Here is a 21138-nt window from a genome sequence, read left to right on the forward strand (position 1 = left end):
CGCCGTTTCCCGCGGACGGCCGAAGACGTACTCCGGCGACGAGTCGAATGTGGTCGGCAACTGTTCGCTTTCCGTGTCGGCGCCTGCCGTCGTGCAGCGCGGGGGCGTAGCGTTCGATGCCCTGCGAAATGTCGCCTTCTCCCGCGAAAGAGCGAAACAATGGTCCGGATGCCGACCGCGGAGCGCGTCGTCGGCTCGACCGTTGCCCGGGGTCCGCACTCGCGGAGATCGTCGCGGGAGTTCGTCCGCGCCTCACGGTAGGCGCGGGGACGAGCGCGCACCGGAGCCGGCGCGCCATCAGCTCTTCCTCACCGAGATCCGAGTGCGTGCGCACCTGCGGGGCGACGCACGCCAGGAGGTGCCATATGACCACGACCGTCGACAGGACGACCGACATCCGCGCATTCGAGGTGCGCATTCCCCAGGAGCAGATCGACGATCTGCGCCGGCGCATCGCCGCCACGCGCCTGCCGTCCGCGGAGCTCGTCGCGGACCGATCGCAGGGTGTCCAACGGCGCACGGCGCAGGAACTCGCCCGCTACTGGCGCGACGAGTACGACTGGCGCCGGTGCGAGGCGCGGTTGAACGCGCTGCCGCAGTTCACGACCGAGATCGACGGGGTCGACATCCACTTCGTCCACGTCCGGTCGCCGCACGAGGGCGCGCTCCCGCTGATCATGACTCACGGCTGGCCCGGCTCCGTCATCGAGCTGCTCGGTGCCGTCGGCCCGCTGACCGACCCGACCGCGTACGGCGGCACGCCCGCCGACGCGTTCCACCTCGTGCTGCCGTCCCTGCCCGGCTACGGCTTCTCCGGCGAGCCGACCGAGCTCGGCTGGGACTCCGGACGCATCGCCCGCGCGTGGGCCGAGCTGATGCGCCGCCTCGGCTACACCCGCTACGTCGCCCAGGGCGGCGACGTGGGCGCCGACGTCACCGACGCGATGGGACGCCAGGCACCCGAGGGGCTGCTCGCCATCCACGTCAACCTGCTCGCCGGCGCATTGGGCGTCGTCGACCGCCTCCCCGCCGAGTCGGCGCAGGAGCGCGCGGCGCACGCGGCGCTCGCCGCGTTCACGACCGACGGCTTCGGCTACTTCTTCGAGCAGTCCACCCGGCCCCAGACGATCGGGTACTCGCTGGTGGACTCACCGATCGGGCTGGCGGCCTGGTTGCTCGACCACGACACGGACAGTTACCTGAAGATGTCCCGGGCGTTCGTCGACGGCGAGCCCGTGGGGGGTCTCACCCGGGACGCCGTCCTCGACAACATCACGCTCTACTGGCTGACGGGCACGGGCGCCTCGGCGGCGCGCTGGTACTGGGAGTTCGGCCGGGCCCGGGCCGCGGCGACGCCCGGGGAGGCCCCGCCGGCGGTCGCGGTCCCGGTCGGATTCACCACGTTCCCCGGGGAGCTGTGGGCGGCGCCGCGCAGCTGGGTCGAGACCGTCTACCCCGACCCCGCCTACTTCCACGAGGTCGACCGCGGCGGGCACTTCGCCGCCTGGGAGGAGCCGGAGCTCTTCGCCACCGAGGCGCGGGCCGCCTTCCGCCCGGTGCGCACATGAGCTCGCGGGACGGGGGCATGACGTTCCTGTCGCGGGGTTTCGTCGGGCGGCGCGACGCCCGCCGGGACGCGGGTCGGCTGCCCCCGGGCCAGTACGACGTCGGTGACGGCTTCCCGGTGCTGTCCGCCGGCCCGACACCCCGGACGGCACCCGAGGACTGGGACTTCACGGTCACCGGGGAGGTCGACGGCCCCGTGCGGCTGACGTGGCAGGAGTTCCAGGAGCTGCCGCGCGAGGACGTCACCGTCGACATCCACTGCGTGACGAAGTGGTCGAAGTTCGGGACGACGTGGAGCGGCGTCGCCCTGGACACGCTGCTCGGTCTCGTCGACACGTCCGCGGAGCACCTGCTCGCCTACTGCGACGGCGGCTACACGACGAACCTCGCGCTGGAGGACGTCGCCGACGGCCGCGCCTGGGTCGTCGACCGGTTCGACGGCCGGCCGCTGGAGCCGGAGCACGGTGGGCCGGCCCGGCTGCTCGTGCCGGAGCTGTACTTCTGGAAGTCCGCGAAGTGGGTCCGCGGCCTGTACCTGTCGGGCACGGAGGAACCCGGCTTCTGGGAGACGCTGGGCTACCACCTGCGCGGTGACCCGTGGCTGGAACAGCGGTACGCCGGCGACTGACGTGGCGGCTCGCGACCGTCGCCGCCGTCACCGCCGAGGCCCGCACCGCTCGCCGGTTGTCGCTGCGGATCGACGGCTGGGAGGGCCACCTGCCGGGCCAGCACGTCGACGTCCGCCTCACCGCGCCCGACGGCTACCAGGCCCAGCGCAGCTACTCGATCGCGTCGGCACCCGGGAGCACGACCGTGGACCTCGTGGTGCAGCGAATCGACGACGGCGAGGTCTCGTCGTACCTCACCGAGGAGCTGCGGGCCGGGGACGAGCTCGAGCTGCGGGGTCCGATCGGCGGCTACTTCGTCTGGCACGCCGACCTCGACGCACCGCTGCAGCTCGTGGCGGGCGGGTCGGGTGTCGCGCCGTTCCTGGCGATGCTCGACCACCACGCCGCCACGGGCTCCGGGGTGCCGGTCCGGCTCCTCTACTCGGCGCGGAGCCTCGACGACGTCCTCGGCCGGGAGCGCCTCGAGCAGCACGCCGGCCGGGGCGTCGGGGTGACGATCGCCCTGACCCGCACGCAGCCGCCGGGGTGGGCCGGCCTCGGCGGCCGGGTGACCCCGGAGACCCTGCGGGACCACGTGTGGCCGCCCGACGCGGAGCCGAGGATCTTCGTGTGCGGTCCGACCACGTTCGTCGAGGCGGTCGCGGACGGCCTGGTGGCGGCCGGTCACCACGCCACGGCCATCAGGATCGAGCGCTTCGGATGACGGAGGGAGAGCGAGATGACGGTGGAATCCCGACGGCTCGACGGCAACGCCGCGGCGGGGCGGCTCGCGGACGTGTTCGCCTTCGACGCCACCGTGGCGCGGACCCGGTGCGGTGGATGCGGCACGACCGCTCCCCTGGGCGCGCACCACGTGTACGCCGATGCCCCGGGCATGGTGGTGCGCTGCCTGGTGTGCGAGGCGGTGGTGCTGCGGATCGTCCGGACGCCCGGGCACACGTGGCTCGACATGAGCGGGACCGCCGCCCTCGACATCCCCGACGGCGACCCGTCCTAGCGACCCGTCCCAGCGACCCGTCCCAGCGACCCGTCCTAGCGACCCGTGTGCTGGCCCCGCACGCCCGCGGCGAGCTCGGTGGTCAGGCGCGCGACCGCGGCGCGGCCGTGCTCGGCGGCGCTGACCAGGGCCGAGCCCACGATCACGCCGTCGGCGAAGGAGGCGACCTCGCCCGCCTGGGCGCCGTTGCGCACGCCCAGCCCGACCCCGATCGGCAGGTCGGTGTGGGCCCGCGCGCGGGCCACGAGGGTGGTGGCGGTGTCCGCGACGGCGTCGCGGGCGCCCGTGACCCCCATCGTCGAGGCCGCGTAGAGGAAGCCGCGGGTGGCCGCGGTGGTGGACGCGATCCGCTCGTCGCTCGACGACGGTGCGACGAGGAAGATCGGCGCGAGGCCCTCCCGGTCGGCGGCCGCGAGCCAGCCGCCCGCCTCGTCGGGCACGAGGTCCGGGGTGATGACCCCGAGCCCGCCCGCGGCCGCCAGATCGCGGGCGAAGGCGTCGACGCCGTAGCGCAGCACCGGGTTCCAGTACGTCATGACCACGGCACGCCCGCCGCGCGCCGCGAGCTGCTCGACCACGTGCAGCGTGTCGCGGATGCGGACGCCGTGGCGCAGCGCCTGATCGACCGCGTGCTGGATCACCGGGCCGTCGAGCACGGGGTCGGAGTACGGCAGGCCGACCTCGACCAGGTCGGCGCCGGCGTCGAGGGCCTGGGTGAGCAGGCCCAGCGAGCCCTTCACCGTCGGGTAGCCCGCGGGCAGGTAGCCGATGAGGGCGGCGCGGTCCTCGGCCTTCGCGGCGGTGAAGACCTCGCCGAGGCGGGTGATGCCGGTGTCGGTCCCGGCGCTGCTCGTGGTCACAGCTCCCGCTCCCCCGTCTGGGCGTCGGTCCCGGGTGGGGGCTCCTCGGTCGGCAACGACTCCGGGTCGACGACGCCGAACCAGCGCGCGGCGGTGTCGACGTCCTTGTCGCCGCGGCCGGAGAGGTTCACGAGGATCAGCGGTGGCTCCGCATCGGGCCCGACCTCGGCGACCAGGCGCGGTCCCATCCGCACCGCCCCGGCGATCGCGTGCGCCGACTCGATCGCCGGGATGATGCCCTCGGTGCGGCACAGCAGCCGGAACGCGTCCATCGCCTCGGCGTCGGTGACCGGCTCGTAGGTCGCGCGGCCCGAGTCGGCGAGGTACGCGTGCTCGGGGCCGACGCCGGGGTAGTCGAGCCCGGCGGAGATCGAGTGCGTCTCGAGGGTCTGGCCGTCGTCGTCCTGCAGCAGGTACGACATGGCCCCGTGCAGCGCGCCGGGGCTGCCGCCGGTGATCGACGCGGCGTGCCGGCCGGACTCCACGCCCTCCCCCGCGGCCTCGAAACCGACGAGGCGCACGCCCTCGTCGTCCAGGAACGGGTGGAAGATCCCGATGGCGTTGGACCCGCCGCCGACGCAGGCCACGACGGCGTCGGGCAGGCGCCCGTACGCGGCGAGCACCTGCTCGCGGGCCTCGAGCCCGATCACCCGGTGGAAGTCGCGGACCATCCGGGGGAACGGGTGCGGGCCGGCGGCGGTGCCGAGGATGTAATGGGTGTGGCCCACGCTCGCGACCCAGTCGCGGTAGGCCTCGTTGAGGGCGTCCTTGAGCGTGCGCGAGCCGGTGGTGACGGGCACGACCTCGGCCCCGAGCAGCCGCATCCGCGCGACGTTGAGGGCCTGGCGCTCGGTGTCGACCTCGCCCATGTAGACGACGCAGTCGAGGCCCAGGAGCGCGGCCGCCGTGGCCGTCGCGACGCCGTGCTGGCCGGCCCCGGTCTCGGCGATGACCCGGGTCTTGCCCATGCGTTTGGTCAGCAGCGCCTGGCCCAGCACGTTGTTGATCTTGTGGGAGCCGGTGTGGTTGAGGTCCTCGCGCTTGAGCAGGATGCGCGCGCCGCCCGCGTGCTCCGCGAGCCGCCGGGCGTCGGTGACCGGCGACGGGCGGCCGGCGTAGTCGCGCTGCAGGCGGTCGAGCTCGGCGAGGAACGCGGGGTCGCGGCGGGCCTTCTCGTACTCGGCGGCCACCTCGTCGACCGCGGCGATGAGCGCCTCGGGCATGAAGCGGCCACCCCAGCGCCCGAAGTGGCCGGAGTCGTCCGGCTCGTGCGCCGTCCCGGCGAGGCCCTGGCTGGCCGTGGGGGCCGAGGTCATGGTGCTGCTCCCTGCGCGCGGAAGGTGGGTCCCCCGTGATGCTACGAGGCGGCGGCGAGGGGGTTCAGCGCCGTGTCGACGAGCCGGGTCATCGAGACGGCTTGGGGCAGGCCGGGTGCGAGCCCGCGGTCACCAGCTGGCGCACGGCCGCCCGCGGGTCCTCCGCGGTGGCCATCGACTCGCCCACCAGCACCGCGTCCGCGCCGTGGCCCGCGTAGGTCATGAGGTCGCCCGGGCCGCGGACCCCGGACTCGGCCACGCGGATGACCTCGCCGGGCAGGCCGGGGGCGATGCGGCTGAACACCGAGCGGTCGACCTCGAGGGTGTGCAGGTCGCGCGCGTTGATGCCGACGAGCTTGGCGCCGGCCCGCAGCGCCATGTCGGCCTCCTCCTCGTTGTGCACCTCGACCAGGGCGGTCATCCCGAGGGACTCGACCCGGTCGACCAGCGCGTCGAGGGCGTTCTGCTCGAGCACCGAGCACATGAGCAGGACGAGGTCCGCGCCGTGGGCCCGCGCCTCGTGCACCTGGTAGGTACCGACCACGAAGTCCTTGCGCAGCACCGGCACGTCGACCTTCGCGCGCACGGCGTCGAGATCGTCCAGCGAGCCCCCGAACCAGCGCTGCTCGGTGAGGACGCTGATGACGCGGGCGCCCCCGTCGACGTAGCGGCCGGCCAGCCACGCCGGGTCGGGGATGTCGGCCATGGGGCCCTTCGACGGGCTGGCCCGCTTGACCTCCGCGATCACCCCGATGCCCGGGCCCTGCAGGGCCGCGAGCGCATCGCGCGCGGGCGGCGCCGCCGCGGCGCGGTCCTTGACGACGTCGAAGGGGACGGCGGCCTCCCGGGCGGCGACGTCGGCCCGGACCCCTTCGAGGATCTGCTCCAGGACGCTCACGCCGGGTCTGCCCCTTTCCCCCGTCCGAGTTCGCTCCATGTTAACCCGCGACCCCTCCTGCCCCTCCGACCCCGTCGGGACGCCCCGATGATCGTCCACCCGGCCCATTGGGGCCCGGATCGGCGGGGTGCTCGCCCGTCGGGTCGCGACCCTCGTCGAGCGCCTCCCACAGCGCACGGTCCGGGTCGGAGGGCGTCCGCCCGGGCTCCCCAGCCGCGCGCACGGGCGCGTCGTACCGCGCCCCGAGCCGCGGCAGCAGCGCCGCGTACCGGGCCGTGAGCAGCCCCGCGAGCAGCATCAGCAGGCCCCCGACCACGCCGAGCACCGGCCCGGCGAGCACCGCTTCGGGCGGCAGCGGACGGTCCCCCGGCCGCATCCCCACCGGCAGCGCCGCGGACGCGGGCGCGACGAGGCCGGCCGCGCCCCGCAGGACGGCCCAGAGGCCCGCGACGGCCACGAGCGTGCCGACGACGCGACGTCCCCAGCCCGCGGTGGCCAGCAGGCCGCCGACGGCGGCGAGGCACAGCAGCGCCCACGGCACGAGGATCGGCTCGGCCGTCGCTCCGTCGGCCGAGCTCGACCGCGACCCCGCGAGGCCCTCGACGACCTGGCGGACCCACGTGGCGCGCGACGCTCCCCAGAGCACCGCGGCCGCGACGACGAGCAGGACGACGACCGCGCCGAGGAGGCGCCCGGGGCTGCCGGCGCGGGGCCCGGTCGGCGGGGTCGGGGGGGTCGGCGGGGTCTGCGGCGGGGTCGGCGTCACGGTGTCGCCGGGACGGGATCGGGCGGTGGGGTGAGGGCCTCGACATCGTGCTCGGCATCGTGCTCGTCCGCCGCCGCGGAGGGCGCCGGGGCGGCCAGGGTGTCCGCGGTGGCCACGGCCGCCAGCACCGCGCGTGCCTTGTTGACGCACTCGGCGTCCTCGGCGACAGGGTCGGAGTCGGCGACGATGCCGCCGCCGGACTGGACGTGGGCGACGCCGTCGCGCAGCAGCGCGGTGCGGATGGCGATGGCGGTGTCGGCGTCGCCGGCGAAGTCGAGGTAGCCGACGATGCCGCCGTACAGGCCCCGGCGGGTGGGCTCGAGCTCCTCGATGATCTCCAGCGCCTTGGGCTTGGGCGCGCCCGAGAGCGTGCCCGCCGGGAAGCAGGCGGCGACGGCGTCGAACGCGGTGCGTCCGGGCGCCAGGCGGCCGCTGACCGTGCTGACCAGGTGCATCACGTGGCTGTAGCGCTCGATCTCGAAGAACCGGCGCACCTGGACCGTGCCCGGCACGCAGACGCGGCCGAGGTCGTTGCGCCCGAGGTCGACGAGCATGAGGTGCTCGGCGCGCTCCTTCTCGTCGGCGAGGAGGTCCTTGGCCAGGAGGGTGTCCTCCTCGGCGTCGGCGCCCCGCCACCGCGTGCCGGCGATGGGGTGGGTGGTGGCGACGCCGTCCCGCACGGTGACCAGCGCCTCCGGGCTGGACCCGACGATCTCGAACGGCCGGCCCGCCGCGTCGGCGAGCCGCAGCAGGTACATGTACGGGCTCGGGTTGGTCATCCGCAGCACCCGGTAGATTTCCAGGGCGTCCGCCGCGGTGCTCGACTCGAAGCGCTGGGAGAGCACGACCTGGAACGCGTCGCCGGCGCGGATGCGCTCCTTGGCCACCTCGATGGCCGCGTGGTGCTCGGCGGGCGAGCGGCGCCGCGCCACCCCGGCGGGCGGGCCGGCCGGCGTGCTCGCGGCGGCGGCCACGGTGGACGGCGCGGGCGCGGCGAGCTCGGCGGTCATGCGGTCGAGCCGGGCCAGCGCGTCGTCGTACGCCGCGTCGGCCCGCTCGGGGCTGTCGTCCCAGTTCACCGCGTTGGCGATGAGCGTGACCGTGCCCTCGTGGTGGTCGAGCGCGGCCACGTCGGTGGCGAGCAGCATGACCATCTCGGGGATCTGCAGGTCGTCGTCGGCGAGGTCGGGCACGCGCTCGAGGCGGCGCACCGCGTCGTAGCCGACGTAGCCGACCAGCCCGCCGGTGAGCGGCGGGAGCCCGGGCAGGGGGTCGGTGCGCAGCCGCTCGAGCGTCTCGCGCAGGGCGATCAGCGGGTCGCAGCCCTCGGTGCCCTCGGGTCCGTCCGGGGTGGCCGGCAGGTGCGCCGGCGCGGTGCCCGTCCACACCGCGCGGCCGTCGACCTCGGTGAGCGACGCGGCGCTGCGGGCGCCGACGAAGCTCCAGCGCGACCACGACTCGCCGTGCGCCGCCGACTCGAACAGGAAGGTGCCGGGCCGGCGCCCGGCGAGCTTGCGGTAGAGCCCGACCGGCGTCTCGCCGTCGGCCAGCAGGCGCCGCGTGACGGGGATGACGCGGTGGTGCGCCGCGAGGGCGTGGAACCCCGCGCGGTCGGGCACGACGGCGCCGAGCGGAGCAGCGGAGGCGTCGGAGATGGACACGGGCCTCATTGTGGCCCCCGCCCCCGACGGCCCCGCCCGCCCGGGTGCCGGCGTGGTTGCAGCGAACGCGCTGTTCGCAGCTTCTATGCGTGCGAAGTCCCCGTTGATCTCCGCGGTGCCGGCTCACCGGCGGGCTCCGGCGGCGCCGCACGGATGCGGGCGGCGACGGCCACGGCGGCGAGGACGACGGCGCAGCCGATCAGCTGCAGCACGCCCGGCCGCTCGGCGAGGACCACGGCGCCGAGCAGCACCGCGCCGACCGGCTGCAGCAGCAGGATCGAGGCCCCGGTCGACGACGGCAGGCGGGGCAGCGCGGACGCGATGAGCACCCAGCCCATCACCTGCCCGACCACGGCGAGCACGACCAGCCACGCCAGCGCCCGCACGTCGGGGGTGAGGTCGACGCCCTGCCACAGCGAGCCGAGCAGGAAGGACGCGACGGCGGCGCCGGCGGTCGCCACCGCGACGGGCGCGAAGCGCTGGCCCTCGCCGGCACCGAGGCGCACGAGCAGCAGGTAGCCCGCGTACGCGGCGGCCGCGATGAGGGCCGTCACCGTCCCGCGGACCGGGGCGGGCCCCGAGACCGCCTCCGGGTCCCCGACGAGCCCGCCCGCCAGCGCGACGCCGACGAGCATCACGGGGACGGCGAGGACGAACGTCCGCCGCACCCGCTCGCCGAGGACGAGGAACGCGAGCAGCGGCAGGATCACGACCTGGACGTTGACCAGCACCGTCGACACCCCGGCGCCCACCGCGCTGATCGACTCCGTCCACAGCGTCATGTCCACGCCGAGCAGCGCGCCGCCGAGCAGCAGCAGCCACGGTCGGTTCCCCGTGACGGACACGGCCCGGAGCCGCCGCCGGCGCTCCAGCAGCGCCAGCGGCACGAGCAGCGGAAGCGCGAGCAGGCACCGGAACACCGTCGCCGTGCCCGGGCTGACGTCGGCCAGCGCGATGAAGATCGGCGAGAACGCGATGCACAGGCTCCCGGCCACGGCGACGAGACGGGCGTCGACCCGGGGAACCACGGAGGTGGGGCGCACCGCGGAGCGGTCGAGGGAGCGCGTCACGCCCTCGATCGTCGGCCCGCCCACCGTTGAGCACCAGCGAGGTTCCCTGCGCCTGACTCGTTACGATCGCTACCGTGTTCGCCCTCGACCGGCTCCGCGCGCTGCACGCGCTCGCGACGCACCGGTCGGTCGCAGGCGCCGCGGTGGCCCTGCACCTCACACCCTCGGCGGTGTCCCAGCAGCTCGCGAAGCTCGAGCGCGAGGCGGGCGCGGCGCTCACCGAGCCGGCGGGCCGCGGCGTGCGGCTCACCCCGGCCGGGCGGGTGCTCGCCGAGCACGCCGCCGACATCCTGGCCCGCGTCGCCGCCGCCCGGCTCGACCTCGACCGGCTGCGCGACGAGGTGGTGGGCGAGCTGCGGATCGGGGCCATCCCGACGTCGGTCCACGCGCTGGCCCCGCCCACCCTCGCCCGCCTCCGCGCCGCGCACCCCGACCTGCGGGTGGCGCTGGCCGACGGCGAGGCCGAGGAGACCCTGCCGGCCGTGCTCGCCGGCGACCTCGACCTGGCGGTGGTCGAGAACTGGGAGGGCCTGCCCGCCCCCGTCCCGGCCGGTACCTCGCGCGCCCGGCTGTGCGAGGACGTCATCGACCTCGTCCTGCCGGCCGGTCACCGGCTGGCGGGCCCCGGCCCGGTCGCGCTGGGCGAGGTCGACGACCTCGACTGGGTCGCCGACGGCGGCGACACCCGCGCACAGGCGTGGCTGCTCCAGACCCTGCGCTCGCTGGGCCTCGAGCCGCGGGTGACGTGCCGGGTGCGCGGGTTCGGCATGCACCTCGAGCTCGTCGCCGGCGTGGGCGTCGCCGCCCTCGTCCCCCGCCTGGCCCGGCCGCCGCTCCCGGCGGGCGTCGCCGTCGCGATCACCGAGCCCGTGCTGCGCCGCAGCATCGACGCGGTGTGGCGTACCGACCGCGGCACCCCGGCCGTGCACGCGGCGGTCGCGGCGTTCACCGCGGTGGCCGCCGAGCGCGACGCGGCCCGGGAGGCCGCGCAGGCGTCTCAGGCCTCGGGCGCGAGCACCACGTCGGCGTCGAAGCAGGTGTGAGCACCCGTGTGGCAGGCGGCGCCGGACTGGTCGACCAGCAGCAGGACGGTGTCGCCGTCGCAGTCGAGGCGGACCTCGACGACCTTCTGCACGTGCCCCGAGGTGGCGCCCTTGACCCACAGCTCGTCCCGCGAGCGCGACCAGTAGGTGCCCTCGCGGGTGGCCAGGGTGCGGGCCAGGGCCTCGTCGGTCATCCACGCGACCATGAGGACCTCGCGGGTGTCGTACTGCTGCGCCACCGCGCACACCAGGCCGTCGGGGGTGCGCTTGAGCCGGGCCGCGAGCGCCGGGTCCAGGGTCCAGCTCACCGGACCTCGACCCCCTCGGCCCGCAGAGCGTCCTTGACCTCGCCGATCCGCATGATCCCGAAGTGGAACACGCTGGCCGCGAGCACCGCGTCCGCCCCCGCCGCGACGGCCGGCGGAAAGTGCTCGACCGCCCCGGCGCCCCCGCTGGCGATCACCGGCACGTCGACGAGCGCACGCACCTGGGCGATCATCTCGAGGTCGAAGCCGGCCTTCGTCCCGTCGGCGTCCATCGAGTTCAGCAGGATCTCCCCGACCCCGAGCTCCTGGCCGCGCTGGGCCCACTCGAGGGCGTCGATCCCGGTGCCGCGCCGCCCGCCGTGGGTGGTGACCTCGTAGCCCGACGGCGTCGGCTGCCCGTCGGGCGGGACGCGGCGGGCGTCGACCGAGAGCACGATGCACTGCGAGCCGTAGCGGCGGCTGGACTCGCCGAGGAAGTGTGGCCGGGCGATGGCCGCGGTGTTGATGCTGACCTTGTCCGCGCCGGCACGGAGCAGCCGGTCGATGTCGGAGTTCGTTCGGACGCCGCCGCCCACGCACAGCGGGATGAACACCTGCTCGGCGGTGCGGCGCACGACGTCGTAGGTGGTCTCGCGCTCGGCGGACGACGCGCTGACGTCGAGGAACGTGAGCTCGTCGGCGCCCTCGGCGTCGTAGAGCCGCGCCATCTCGACAGGGTCGCCCGCGTCGCGCAGGTCGACGAAGTTGACGCCCTTGACCACCCTGCCGGCGTCGACGTCCAGACAGGGGATCACGCGGACGGCGACACCCATACCGCCCAGCCTAACCGCGTCCCATGTGCGTGATCTTCCCGGCTATAGCCGGGAAGATCACGCACGTACGGCCGAGAGCGCGTCCGCCAGGGTGAAGTTGCCGGCGTAGAGGGCCTTGCCGACGATCGCGCCCTCGACCCCGATCGGCGCCAGGGCGTCGAGCGCCCGCAGGTCGTCGAGCGACGAGACCCCGCCCGAGGCCACCACCGGCCGGTCGGTCCGCGCGCACACGGCCTCGAGCAGCTCGGTGTTCGGGCCGGTCAGCGTCCCGTCGCGGCCCACGTCGGTGACGACGTAGCGCGCGCAGCCCTCGGCGTCGAGGCGGGCGAGCACGCTCCACAGGTCGCCGCCGTCGGAGACCCACCCGCGCGCGGCCAGACGGTGCCGCCCCTCGGTGATCTTGACGTCGAGCCCGACGGCGACCCGGTCGGAGAACTCGGCGATGGCCTTCGCGCACCATGCCGGGTCCTCGAGCGCCGCGGTGCCGATGTTGACCCGCGCGCAGCCGGTGTCCAGTGCCCGGCGCAGCGACGCGTCGTCGCGGATACCGCCGGAGAGCTCCACCTTGATGTCGATCTCCTCGACGACCGACGCCAGCAGCTCGGCGTTCGAGCCGCGGCCGAACGCCGCGTCCAGGTCCACGAGGTGCAGCCACTCCGCGCCCTCGGCGGCCCAGGCGCGGGCCGCGTCGAGGGGATCGCCGTATCCGGTCTCGGTGCCGGCGACGCCCTGGACCAGGCGGACGGCCTGGCCGTCGACGACGTCCACGGCGGGCAGCAGGTCGATGGTCACGGCGCGCGAGTCTGCCCTACGGGCTCGTGAGTGGTTGTCCGTGCCCTGGCACGGACTACCGCGCACGAGCGCGGAGCGCAAAGCGTCGCCGCTCCAGCAGCTCGCGCTCGGCCACGGTGCGGACCAGCCCCAGCGCTCGGTCGATCTCCGCGACGGCCTCCTCGACGCGGCCCAGCGCCGAGAGCATGTCGGCGCGCACCGCGGGCAGCAGGTGGTAACGCGCCAGGGCCGGCTCGGCGTCCAGCGGCGCGAGCACGGCCAGCCCCGCCTCCGGGCCCTCGGCGCGCGACACCGCCACGGCGCGGTTGAGCTCGACGACCGGGGACGGCGCCCGGGCCGCGAGCTCGGCGTAGAGCGCGGCGATCGCGGTCCAATCGGTGGCGTCGGTGGAGCGCGCGCGGGCGTGGCAGGCGGCGATCGCGGCCTGGAGCGTGTAACGCCCGCGCGGGCCCGGCCCGGACTCGGCGCGCTCCAGCGCCGCCAGGCCGCGCTGCAGGAGCACCCGGTCCCAGCGGGAACGGTCCTGGTCGCCGAGCAGCACCGGCTCGCCCGACGGCCCCACCCGCGCCCGCAGCCGCGAGCCCTGCAGCTCCATGAGCGCCACGAGCCCGTGCACCTCGGGCTCGTCGGGACGCAGCGCGGCGAGCACGCGTCCCAGCCGCATCGCCTCGACGCAGAGCGCGGGCCGCGTCCAGTCGACGCCGGTGGTGGCGGCGTAGCCCTCGTTGAAGATCAGGTACACGACCTCGAGCACCGCGCCCAGCCGGGCGGCGAGCTCGTCGCCGGTCGGCACGGCGAGCGCCTCGGGTCCCACGCCGGCCAGGCGTTTCTTCGCCCGCGAGATCCGCTGTCCCACGGTCGGCGACGGCACGAGGAACGCGTGCGCGATCTCGTCGGTGGTCAGGCCGCCGAACAGCCGCAGGGTCAGCGCGACGCGGGACTCGCGCGCCACCGCCGGGTGGCAGGTCGCGAAGAGCAGGGCGAGCAGGTCGTCGCCCACCGCCGCGGCCCCGTCGCCGACCAGGGCGTCGGCGGCCGGGGCGACGCCCGCCTCCGAGGACTCCATCAGCTCGGTCTTGCGCGCCAGGGTCTGCTCCCGGCGGATCGTGTCGATCGCGCGGCGCCGCGCGGTGGCCGCGAGCCAGGCCCCCGGGTTGTCGGGGACGCCCTCGCGCGGCCACTGCTCCATGGCCGCGACGAGGGCGTCGTGGGCCAGCTCCTCGGCGTGGCCGACGTCGCGCACCACGCGCGCGACCCCGGCCACGATCCGGGCGGACTCCATCCGCCACACCGTCTCCAGGACGGCGTAGGGATCGGCCGTGGTGGTCACTCAGCCCCCGTGCTGCTGGGCGGCCCGCGCCCGCAGCTCCTCCTCGGCATCGAGCACTTCCTGCGGCGCGATGCCCTCGAAGTCCTCGGCCTCGGTCACGCGGCGCACCTCGAGGCGCTCGCCGTCACGGAACGGCGCCCGGCGCGCCCAGGACACGGCCTCCTCCAGCGAATCGACCTTGAGGATCCAGAAGCCCCCGACCAGCTCCTTGGCCTCGGTGAAGGGGCCGTCGCTGACGGTGGGCTCCTCGCCGTCGAAGGCGACGACCGCGCCCTGGGCGCTGGGCATGAGCCCCTCGCCGGCCAGCAGGACACCGGCGTCGACCATCGCGGTGTTGAACCTGCCCATCTCCTCGAAGATCGCGGGGTCGGGCGGCGTGGCCATCTGGGCGGCCTCGTCGTACTTGAGCAGCAGCATGAAGCGCACGGCGGTCTCCTCGGGTCGGTGGGGTCGTGGGGATCAGGCCTGCTCGCGCTCGGCGATCCGCCGGCGCAGGGTGGCCTCGGCGTCGAGCACCTCGGCGGGCGCGAGACCCTCGAACTCGGCCATCTCCGGGATGCGGCGCACCTCGAGGCGCACGCCGGGGCCGATCGGGCACCGGCGTGCCCACTGCACGGCCTCCGCGCGGGAGGCGACCTCGAGGATCCAGAAGCCCGCGACGAGCTCCTTGGCCTCGGTGAACGGCCCGTCGGTGACGCTCGGGCCCTCGCCGTCGTGGGTGACGACGAAGCCCTCGGCGCTCGGGGCCAGGCCCTCGGCGGCCAGCAGCACGCCGGCGTCGAGGAGGTCGTTGTTGTACCGGCCCATGGCCTCGAAGGCTTCGTCGGTGGGCGGGGCGTCCGCGCCGCCGATCCTCATCGTCTCCGGGGCCGACATGATCAGCATGTAGCGCATCGGTCTCTCCTCGCGGCTCCGGCGGGGCCTCTTCCCCGCCGCTCGCCCACGCGTCGAACGGCTGCGCCGCGGTTCGACACGGCCGGCGGAGAATTTTCTACCGCAGCACGCCGAGCCAGTTGGTGAGCAGGGCCGCGCCCGCGTCGCCCGACTTCTCGGGGTGGAACTGGGTGGCCGACAGCGGCCCGTTCTCGACGGCGGCGACGAAGTCCTCGCCGTGGTGGGCCCAGGTCACGCACGCCGGCCGGAAGTGCTCGGGGGTCTGCTGCTCCCAGCGGCGCACGCCGAACGAGTGCACGAAGTAGAAGCGGGTGTCGGCGTCCATGCCGGCGAACAGCACGCTGTCGGCGGGCGCGGACACCGTGTTCCACCCCATGTGCGGCAGCACGTCGGCCTGCAGCTTCTCGACGGTGCCGGGCCACTGCCCGGCGCCGGCGGCCTCCTCGCCGAACTCGACCCCGCGCTCGAAGAGCACCTGCATGCCCACGCAGATGCCCAGCACGGGCCGCCCGCCGGCGAGGCGCTGCTCGATGAGGCGCTCGCCGTGCACCGAACGCAGGCCCGCGGCGCACGCGGCGAACGCGCCGACGCCGGGCACGACCAGCCCGTCCGCCTCCAGCGCCGCGCGCCCGTCGGCGGTGACCTCGACGTCGGCGCCGACCCGCTGCAACGCACGCTCGGCCGAGCGCAGGTTGCCCGAGCCGTAGTCGAGGACGACGACGTGGGGGGTGCGGGACGGGCGTCGGCTCGGGGAGGTCGCCGCGCTCGCCGTGGTCGGGGTGGTCACGACCTCCACGCTACCGAGCGCCCGGGCCCCGGGACCTCGCGCGCCCGCAGCACGAGCAGCCGCCCCGGTCCGTCCCCCACCGAGCCGCCGGGGCCGTCGACGGGCTCGGCGAAGCCGCCCTCGACGAGGCGGTCCACGGCGGCCGCGAACTCCCCCGCGGCCCACGTGTCCTCGGCGATCGCGGCGACCACGAACCCGTCGGTGCGCAGCACGCGCAGGAAGCCGGTGAGGGCGGGCGGCCCGAGGTGGCCGGGCGCGAACGCCCCGACGCACGTCACCACGCCGAACTTGCCGGACGCCCCCGGGACACCGTGCCGCAGGTCCGCGGGCCCCAGGTCGTGGTAGACCCGCCGGCGCCGCGCGACGCGCACCATGCCCGGCGAGAGGTCGAGCCCGTCGACCGAGACGAACCCGCGCGGCGCCAGCTCGGCGCCCACGAGCCCCGTGCCGCACGCGACGTCGAGGACGTCCGCCCGCGGGGGGACGAGGTCGGCGACGCGCTCGGCCACCCGCGCCGGCGACGGGTACCCCAGGAGGCCGGCGACGTCGTGGAGGTCGTAGGTCGGCGCCCAGTCGTCGTAGATCCGGCGCACCGCGTCGGTGTCCGGCGCCTCGGCGAGCAGGGCGAGGCGCCCACGGGCGTCGGTCTCGCGCGTGTCCACGGTGCCTCCCGCCGCCCTCGTCGTGCCCGATCCGAGGTTCCCCGTCCGCGCCGTCCCAACCGCCCCGCGTCAGGCGGGCACCAGCCGCAGGATCGCCCCGGCGACCGCGAGGGCCGCGAGCACGCCCAGCACGACCGCGACCGGCCGGTTGCGGGGCCAGAAGGTGATGACGCCGCCCACGAGCAGGCCACCCACGGCGAGCAGGCCGACGGCGAGCAGGTCGGACCAGGTCACGACTCAGATCACGACTCCAGGACGCCCTTGGTGGACGCCGGGCCCTCGAGGCGCGCATCGGGCTCGGTCGCCGCCCGCAGGGCCCGCGCGATGGCCTTGTACTCGGCCTCGGTGATGTGGTGCGGGTCACGGCCGCCGGTGACGCGCACGTGCAGGGCGATGCCGGCGTGGAAGGCGATCGACTCGAACACGTGGCGGTTGAGCACCGTGGGGTAGTGGCCGCCGACGACGAAGCCGGCCATCGACTCGGGCTCTCCGGTGTGCACGCAGTAGGGCCGGCCCGAGACGTCGACGACGGCCTGGGCCAGCGCCTCGTCCATCGGGACCCAGGCGTCACCGAAACGGCGGATGCCCGCCTTGTCGCCGAGCGCCTGGCGCAGCGCCTGCCCCAGCACGATCGCGACGTCCTCGACGGTGTGGTGGGCGTCGACCTCGACGTCGCCGGTGGCCCGGACCACCAGGTCGAGCGCGCCGTGCTTGCCCAGGGCGTCGAGCATGTGGTCGAAGAAGGGCACACCCGTGGCCACCTCGGTGTGCCCGGTGCCGTCGAGGTCGACCTCGACGAGCACGCTCGACTCCTTGGTCACACGCTCCACGCGTCCCGTACGCCCCACGGTGGCCAGGCTACCGACCGCGGCCGTCAGCGCCGGACGACCGTCGCGTGCACGTTGCCCGCCTCACCGGGCACCAGGCGCTCGACACGGTAGCCGGCGGGCAGGGCGTCCAGGCCCTCGAACAGTCGCTCCCCCGCCCCGGCGAGGAACGGGGCGATCACGAGGTGCATCTCGTCGACGAGACCCTCGGCCAGGAAGGCCCGCACGGTCGCGACGCCGCCGCCGAGCCGGACGTCCTGCCCGCCCGCGGCCTCGACGGCCCGTGCCAGGACCTCCTTCGGGGTGGCCTCCAGGAAATGGAAGGTCGTCCCGCCCGCCATGGGCAGCGAGGGACGCGGGTGGTGGGTGAGGACGAACACCGGGTGGCCGTAGGGCGGTTCCTCGCCCCACCACCCGCGCCAGCTCTCGTCGGGCCACGGGCCCCGCACCGGGCCGAACATGTTGCGCCCCATGATCGTGGCGCCGACGCCCTCGTCCCCCGCCCGGAACGCGGCGTCGTCCACCCCGGCCCCCTCGCCGCGGAAGCTCGGCATCATCCAGTCGTGCAGGCCCTCGACGCCGTCGCCGAAGGGCGCGTCCTCCCGCTGGTCGGTGCCAGTGCCGAAGCCGTCGAGGGTGATCGTGAACGCGTGCACGCGCAGGCGGGACATGGCGCCTCCTCGGTCGAGTGGTTGTATTTCGCAACCGGATGCGAGGACGCTAGCGCGATGCAGTGGTAATCTGCAACCACTCGATACCGGGAGGGACGTTGCGCCACGCAGGACGATCGGGCTGCCCGATCAACCAGGCCGTCGAGGCGCTGGGCGACCACTGGACGCTGCTGGTGCTGCGCGACATCGTCTTCGGCGGCCGGCGCCATTTCCGGGAGCTGCTCGCGGGCTCGCAGGAGGGGATCGCGTCCAACATCCTCGCCGACCGGCTGCGCCGGCTCGTCGACGACGGGATGCTCACCCGCGAGGACGCCGGACGCGGCCGGCGCGCGACCTACAGCCTCACCGAGTCCTCGATCGCGCTCGTGCCGGTGTTCGCCGTGCTCGGCGCCTGGGGGCTGCGCCACCGTGAGACCACCGAGGAGCTGGCGGTCCGGGCGCGCCTGCTGGAGGAGGGTGGGCCGGCCATGTGGGAGGACTTCATGGCCGAGCTGCGCGTCACCCACCTCGGCGCGCCCGCGCCCGCCCACCCCCGCGAGCCGGTGGTCGAGCGCCTCCGGGCCGCGCGCGAGGCCGCTCGCGACGCGGCGGCGAGCTGACCCGTGTCCGGTCGGGGCTCCCGGCCGGACCCGGTCGGGGCACCCGACCGGGGGACCTACGCCGTTGATCGCGTCGGGAGCAACGAGTCCGGCCCCCGAAGCGGACGGTCGCCGTCGGCCCGGGGCGGCGGTCTCGACGCGATCATGCGCATAGTCCTCGAGCGCACCCGCCTCGCCCTCGTCGCTCGACGCGGGGGTCCCGGCCGGACCGGTCAGGCCCGCAGGACGTCCGCGCTGACCTCGAGGAAGCGGTCGTTCTCCGCCGGCGTGCCGACGGTGACGCGCAGCATGCCCGGGATGCCGACGTCGCGGACCAGCACACCCGCGTCGAGGTAGGCCTGCCACGCGGCGTGGGCATCCGCGTGGCGGGCGGGGAAGCCGCCGTAGAGCAGGAAGTTCGCGGTGCTCGGCACGACGTGTGCGCCGAGGTCGGCGAGCGCGGCGGCGACGCGGTCGCGTTCGGCGGCCAGTGTCGCGACCAGCGCGAGCGTCTCGTCGGCGTGCTCGAGGGCGGCGAGCGCGGCGGCCTGGGTGAGCGCCGAGAGGTGATAGGGCAGCCGCACCAGCATCAGCGCCTCGATCACCGCGGGCGCGGCGGCGAGGTAGCCCAGGCGTCCGCCGGCGAACGCGAACGCCTTGGACATGGTCCGGCTGACCACGAGCTTGTGGCCCAGCGGCTCGAGCAGCTCGACCGCCGACGGGCCCGACGAGAACTCGACGTAGGCCTCGTCGACCACGACGAGCCCGGGCGCCGCCTCGGCGATGGCCCGCAGCTCGTCGAGCGGGGTCGACTGGCCCGTGGGGTTGTTCGGCGTGGTCACGAACAGCACGTCCGGCTGCTTCTCGCCGACCACGTCGACCGCCTGCGCCGCGTCCAGCGAGAAGTCGTCGCGGCGCGGGGCCGGGACCCACTCGGTGCGCGTGCCGGCCGCCAGTATCGGGTGCATCGAGTACGACGGCTCGAAGCCCAGCGCCCGGCGACCCGGCCCGCCGAAGGCCTGCAGCAGCTGCTGGAGCACCTCGTTGGACCCGTTGGCGGCCCAGAGGTTCTCGGGCGCGAGCGCGACCCCGGTCGCCCGGGTCAGGTAGCCCGCGAGGGCGCCGCGGAGCGCGACGTGGTCGCGGTCGGGGTAGCGGTTGAGGGTGGCCGCGGCCTCGCGTGTCGCGGCGGCCACACTGTCGACCAGCGCGGGCGGCGGCGGGAACGGGTTCTCGTTGGTGTTGAGCGCGACCGGCACCTCGAGCTGCGGCGCGCCGTAGGGGCTGCGCCCGCGCAGGTCGTCGCGCAGGGGCAGGTCGTCGAGGGTCACCCCCGCACCGACGACGTCGGACATCAGACCGGCTTCCGGTTGCCGAAGCGCGCCGTGACCGCCTGCCCGTGGGCCGGCAGGTCCTCGGCGTCGGCGAGGGCGACGACGCGGTCGGCGACCTCGGCGAGGGCTTCGGCCGAGTAGTCGACGACGTGGATGCCGCGCAGGAAGGTCTGCACGGACAGGCCGCTGGAGTGTCGCGCGCAGCCGCCGGTGGGCAGCACGTGGTTGGACCCCGCGCAGTAGTCGCCGAGCGAGACCGGGCTGTGCGGGCCGACGAACACCGCCCCGGCGTTGCGGACGCGCGTGGCCACCTCACGCGCGTCGGTCGTCTGGATCTCCAGGTGCTCCGCGGCGTAGGCGTCGACCACCTGCAGCCCGTCCTCGACCGACGCCACGAGGATCACGCCGGACTGCGGCCCGGAGAGCGCCGTGCGGATCCGCTCGGTGTGCTTGGTGGTGGCCACCTGGGTGGCGAGCTCGACGTCGACGGCGTCGGCGAGCTCGGGCGACGTCGTCACCAGCACCGACGCCGCGGCGGGGTCGTGCTCGGCCTGGCTGACGAGGTCCGCCGCGACGTGCACCGGGTCGGCGCTCGCGTCGGCCAGCACCGCGATCTCGGTGGTGCCGGCCTCGGAGTCGATGCCGATGCGCCCGCGCAGCACCCGCTTGGCCGCGGTGACGTAGACGTTGCCCGGCCCGGTGACCACGTCGACCGGCTCGAGCGGCGTGCCGTCGGTGTCGACCCCGCCGTACGCGAGCAGTGCGACGGCCTGGGCGCCCCCGACCGCCCACACCTCGTCGACCCCGAGCAGGGCGGCGGCCGCGAGGATCAGCGGGTGCGGCCGCCCGCCGAACTCGGCCTGCGGCGGCGAGCACACGACCAGCCCCTCGACGCCCGCCTCCTGCGCGGGCACCACGTTCATCACGACGCTGGAGGGGTAGACCGCCAGCCCGCCCGGGGCGTACAGCCCGACCCGGGTCACCGGCACCCAGCGCTCGGTCACCGTGCCGCCGGGCACGACCTGGGTGGTGGTGTCGACCCGGCGCTGGTCGGCGTGCACGGTGCGCGCACGGTCGATCGAGGTCTCCAGCGCCGCCCGCACCTCCGGGTCCAGGCCCGCGAGCGCCTCGGCCAGGGCGTCGGCCGGCACGTGTACGGACGCGGGCCGCACCCGGTCGAACTGCTCGGCGTACTCCAGCGCCGCGTCGACACCGCGCTCGCGCACGGCGTCGATCACCGGACGCACCCGCTCGACCACGGCGTCGATGTCGACCGCCGCCCGCGGCAGCATCGCCCGCAGGGCGGCGGGGGCGGGCACGGCGTCGCGCAGGTCGATCCGGGACAGCACGGGACCAGGGTAGCCAGGATGGCGACCGGT

25 protein-coding genes are annotated in these 21138 nt (G+C 75.3%); 6 read left to right on the top strand and 19 right to left on the bottom strand.

Features of this window, described 5'->3' with window-relative positions; genetic code table 11:
• The first annotated feature begins 365 nt into the window (after positions 1 to 365).
• Genes C8D89_RS08050 through C8D89_RS08065 form a run of 4 tightly spaced genes read left to right on the top strand, consistent with a single transcriptional unit; the run spans position 366 to position 3192 of the window.
• On the top strand, positions 366 to 1568 hold the full coding sequence (locus C8D89_RS08050) for an epoxide hydrolase family protein (protein WP_116707582.1): 1203 nt from the start codon (positions 366 to 368) through the stop codon (positions 1566 to 1568).
• Positions 1569 to 1585: 17 nt separating this feature from the next.
• Positions 1586 to 2194, top strand: coding sequence for a sulfite oxidase-like oxidoreductase (locus C8D89_RS08055; protein WP_116707583.1), 609 nt, complete (start codon positions 1586 to 1588; stop codon positions 2192 to 2194).
• A complete protein-coding gene (locus tag C8D89_RS08060) occupies positions 2164 to 2898 on the top strand; it encodes an FAD-binding oxidoreductase (RefSeq protein WP_116707584.1) in 735 nt (244 codons plus the stop codon). The genes C8D89_RS08055 and C8D89_RS08060 overlap by 31 nt, the downstream gene beginning before the upstream one ends.
• Positions 2899 to 2913: 15 nt before the next feature.
• The gene (locus tag C8D89_RS08065; protein WP_116707585.1) at positions 2914 to 3192 is read left to right on the top strand and encodes a DUF6510 family protein; all 279 of its coding nucleotides are present in this window, start codon (positions 2914 to 2916) and stop codon (positions 3190 to 3192) included.
• Between the two features lie 35 nt (positions 3193 to 3227).
• Here the strand turns inward: C8D89_RS08065 and trpA are convergent, their stop codons facing one another.
• The 6 genes from trpA to C8D89_RS08095 all read right to left on the bottom strand — a co-directional run bounded on the left by trpA (position 3228) and on the right by C8D89_RS08095 (position 9763).
• Positions 3228 to 4019 (bottom strand): tryptophan synthase subunit alpha, encoded by a 792-nt coding sequence (gene trpA / locus C8D89_RS08070; protein ID WP_116707801.1) that lies wholly within the window; start codon positions 4017 to 4019, stop codon positions 3228 to 3230.
• Between the two features lie 29 nt (positions 4020 to 4048).
• The gene (trpB, locus tag C8D89_RS08075; protein ID WP_116707586.1) at positions 4049 to 5368 is read right to left on the bottom strand and encodes a tryptophan synthase subunit beta; all 1320 of its coding nucleotides are present in this window, start codon (positions 5366 to 5368) and stop codon (positions 4049 to 4051) included.
• A gap of 88 nt (positions 5369 to 5456) precedes the next feature.
• Positions 5457 to 6266 carry an indole-3-glycerol phosphate synthase TrpC gene (gene trpC, locus C8D89_RS08080; RefSeq protein WP_116707587.1) on the bottom strand — a complete coding sequence of 270 codons (810 nt, stop codon included), beginning with the start codon at positions 6264 to 6266 and terminating at the stop codon, positions 5457 to 5459.
• Between the two features lie 40 nt (positions 6267 to 6306).
• Positions 6307 to 7032, bottom strand: a complete 726-nt coding sequence (locus C8D89_RS08085; protein ID WP_165825595.1) for a Trp biosynthesis-associated membrane protein — start codon at positions 7030 to 7032, stop codon at positions 6307 to 6309.
• Positions 7029 to 8702, bottom strand: a complete 1674-nt coding sequence (locus C8D89_RS08090; RefSeq protein ID WP_116707589.1) for an anthranilate synthase component I — start codon at positions 8700 to 8702, stop codon at positions 7029 to 7031. Before C8D89_RS08090 ends, C8D89_RS08085 begins: the two co-directional genes overlap by 4 nt.
• Positions 8703 to 8776: 74 nt before the next feature.
• Positions 8777 to 9763 carry a DMT family transporter gene (locus C8D89_RS08095; RefSeq protein WP_243417941.1) on the bottom strand — a complete coding sequence of 329 codons (987 nt, stop codon included), beginning with the start codon at positions 9761 to 9763 and terminating at the stop codon, positions 8777 to 8779.
• 74 nt (positions 9764 to 9837) lie between these two features.
• Here C8D89_RS08095 and C8D89_RS08100 point away from each other — a divergent pair, with 74 nt between their 5' ends.
• Complete coding sequence (locus C8D89_RS08100) at positions 9838 to 10806, top strand: LysR family transcriptional regulator (RefSeq protein WP_116707590.1); 969 nt, start codon at positions 9838 to 9840, stop codon at positions 10804 to 10806.
• Here C8D89_RS08100 and hisI read toward each other — a convergent pair.
• The 11 genes from hisI to C8D89_RS08150 form a co-directional block, all read right to left on the bottom strand.
• The gene (gene hisI / locus C8D89_RS08105) at positions 10761 to 11114 is read right to left on the bottom strand and encodes a phosphoribosyl-AMP cyclohydrolase (protein ID WP_116707591.1); all 354 of its coding nucleotides are present in this window, start codon (positions 11112 to 11114) and stop codon (positions 10761 to 10763) included. The two genes, C8D89_RS08100 and hisI, sit on opposite strands and share 46 nt — an antisense overlap.
• Positions 11111 to 11884, bottom strand: a complete 774-nt coding sequence (hisF, locus tag C8D89_RS08110; protein ID WP_116707592.1) for an imidazole glycerol phosphate synthase subunit HisF — start codon at positions 11882 to 11884, stop codon at positions 11111 to 11113. The genes hisI and hisF overlap by 4 nt, the downstream gene beginning before the upstream one ends.
• A 57-nt stretch (positions 11885 to 11941) precedes the next feature.
• Positions 11942 to 12676 (bottom strand): bifunctional 1-(5-phosphoribosyl)-5-((5-phosphoribosylamino)methylideneamino)imidazole-4-carboxamide isomerase/phosphoribosylanthranilate isomerase PriA, encoded by a 735-nt coding sequence (priA, locus tag C8D89_RS08115; protein ID WP_207787121.1) that lies wholly within the window; start codon positions 12674 to 12676, stop codon positions 11942 to 11944.
• A gap of 55 nt (positions 12677 to 12731) precedes the next feature.
• The gene (locus C8D89_RS08120; RefSeq protein WP_116707804.1) at positions 12732 to 13958 is read right to left on the bottom strand and encodes an RNA polymerase sigma factor; all 1227 of its coding nucleotides are present in this window, start codon (positions 13956 to 13958) and stop codon (positions 12732 to 12734) included.
• A gap of 48 nt (positions 13959 to 14006) precedes the next feature.
• Complete coding sequence (locus C8D89_RS08125) at positions 14007 to 14423, bottom strand: YciI family protein (RefSeq protein WP_341477311.1); 417 nt, start codon at positions 14421 to 14423, stop codon at positions 14007 to 14009.
• Between the two features lie 42 nt (positions 14424 to 14465).
• Positions 14466 to 14900, bottom strand: coding sequence for a YciI family protein (locus tag C8D89_RS08130; RefSeq protein WP_116707594.1), 435 nt, complete (start codon positions 14898 to 14900; stop codon positions 14466 to 14468).
• 97 nt (positions 14901 to 14997) lie between these two features.
• A complete protein-coding gene (gene hisH / locus C8D89_RS08135; RefSeq protein WP_116707805.1) occupies positions 14998 to 15687 on the bottom strand; it encodes an imidazole glycerol phosphate synthase subunit HisH in 690 nt (229 codons plus the stop codon).
• A complete protein-coding gene (locus C8D89_RS08140; protein ID WP_116707595.1) occupies positions 15684 to 16349 on the bottom strand; it encodes a class I SAM-dependent DNA methyltransferase in 666 nt (221 codons plus the stop codon). The genes hisH and C8D89_RS08140 overlap by 4 nt, the downstream gene beginning before the upstream one ends.
• 69 nt (positions 16350 to 16418) lie before the next feature.
• Positions 16419 to 16583 (bottom strand): hypothetical protein, encoded by a 165-nt coding sequence (locus C8D89_RS29095; RefSeq protein ID WP_165825597.1) that lies wholly within the window; start codon positions 16581 to 16583, stop codon positions 16419 to 16421.
• Positions 16584 to 16591: 8 nt separating this feature from the next.
• Positions 16592 to 17197, bottom strand: a complete 606-nt coding sequence (gene hisB / locus C8D89_RS08145; RefSeq protein ID WP_116707596.1) for an imidazoleglycerol-phosphate dehydratase HisB — start codon at positions 17195 to 17197, stop codon at positions 16592 to 16594.
• Positions 17198 to 17223: 26 nt separating this feature from the next.
• The gene (locus C8D89_RS08150; protein ID WP_116707597.1) at positions 17224 to 17847 is read right to left on the bottom strand and encodes a dihydrofolate reductase family protein; all 624 of its coding nucleotides are present in this window, start codon (positions 17845 to 17847) and stop codon (positions 17224 to 17226) included.
• Between the two features lie 98 nt (positions 17848 to 17945).
• On the opposite strand from C8D89_RS08150, the gene C8D89_RS08155 reads away from it, so the two are divergent.
• Complete coding sequence (locus C8D89_RS08155; RefSeq protein WP_116707598.1) at positions 17946 to 18446, top strand: winged helix-turn-helix transcriptional regulator; 501 nt, start codon at positions 17946 to 17948, stop codon at positions 18444 to 18446.
• A gap of 212 nt (positions 18447 to 18658) precedes the next feature.
• On the opposite strand, the gene C8D89_RS08160 is transcribed toward C8D89_RS08155, so the two are convergent.
• Both C8D89_RS08160 and hisD read right to left on the bottom strand, forming a co-directional pair.
• Positions 18659 to 19780, bottom strand: a complete 1122-nt coding sequence (locus C8D89_RS08160; RefSeq protein ID WP_116707599.1) for a histidinol-phosphate transaminase — start codon at positions 19778 to 19780, stop codon at positions 18659 to 18661.
• A complete protein-coding gene (hisD, locus tag C8D89_RS08165; RefSeq protein ID WP_116707600.1) occupies positions 19780 to 21108 on the bottom strand; it encodes a histidinol dehydrogenase in 1329 nt (442 codons plus the stop codon). The genes C8D89_RS08160 and hisD overlap by 1 nt, the downstream gene beginning before the upstream one ends.
• Positions 21109 to 21138 lie beyond the last annotated feature (30 nt).

Origin of the sequence: Actinomycetospora cinnamomea (genome assembly GCF_003096675.1) — a bacterium.
Taxonomy (GTDB): Bacteria; Actinomycetota; Actinomycetes; order Mycobacteriales; family Pseudonocardiaceae; genus Actinomycetospora; species Actinomycetospora cinnamomea.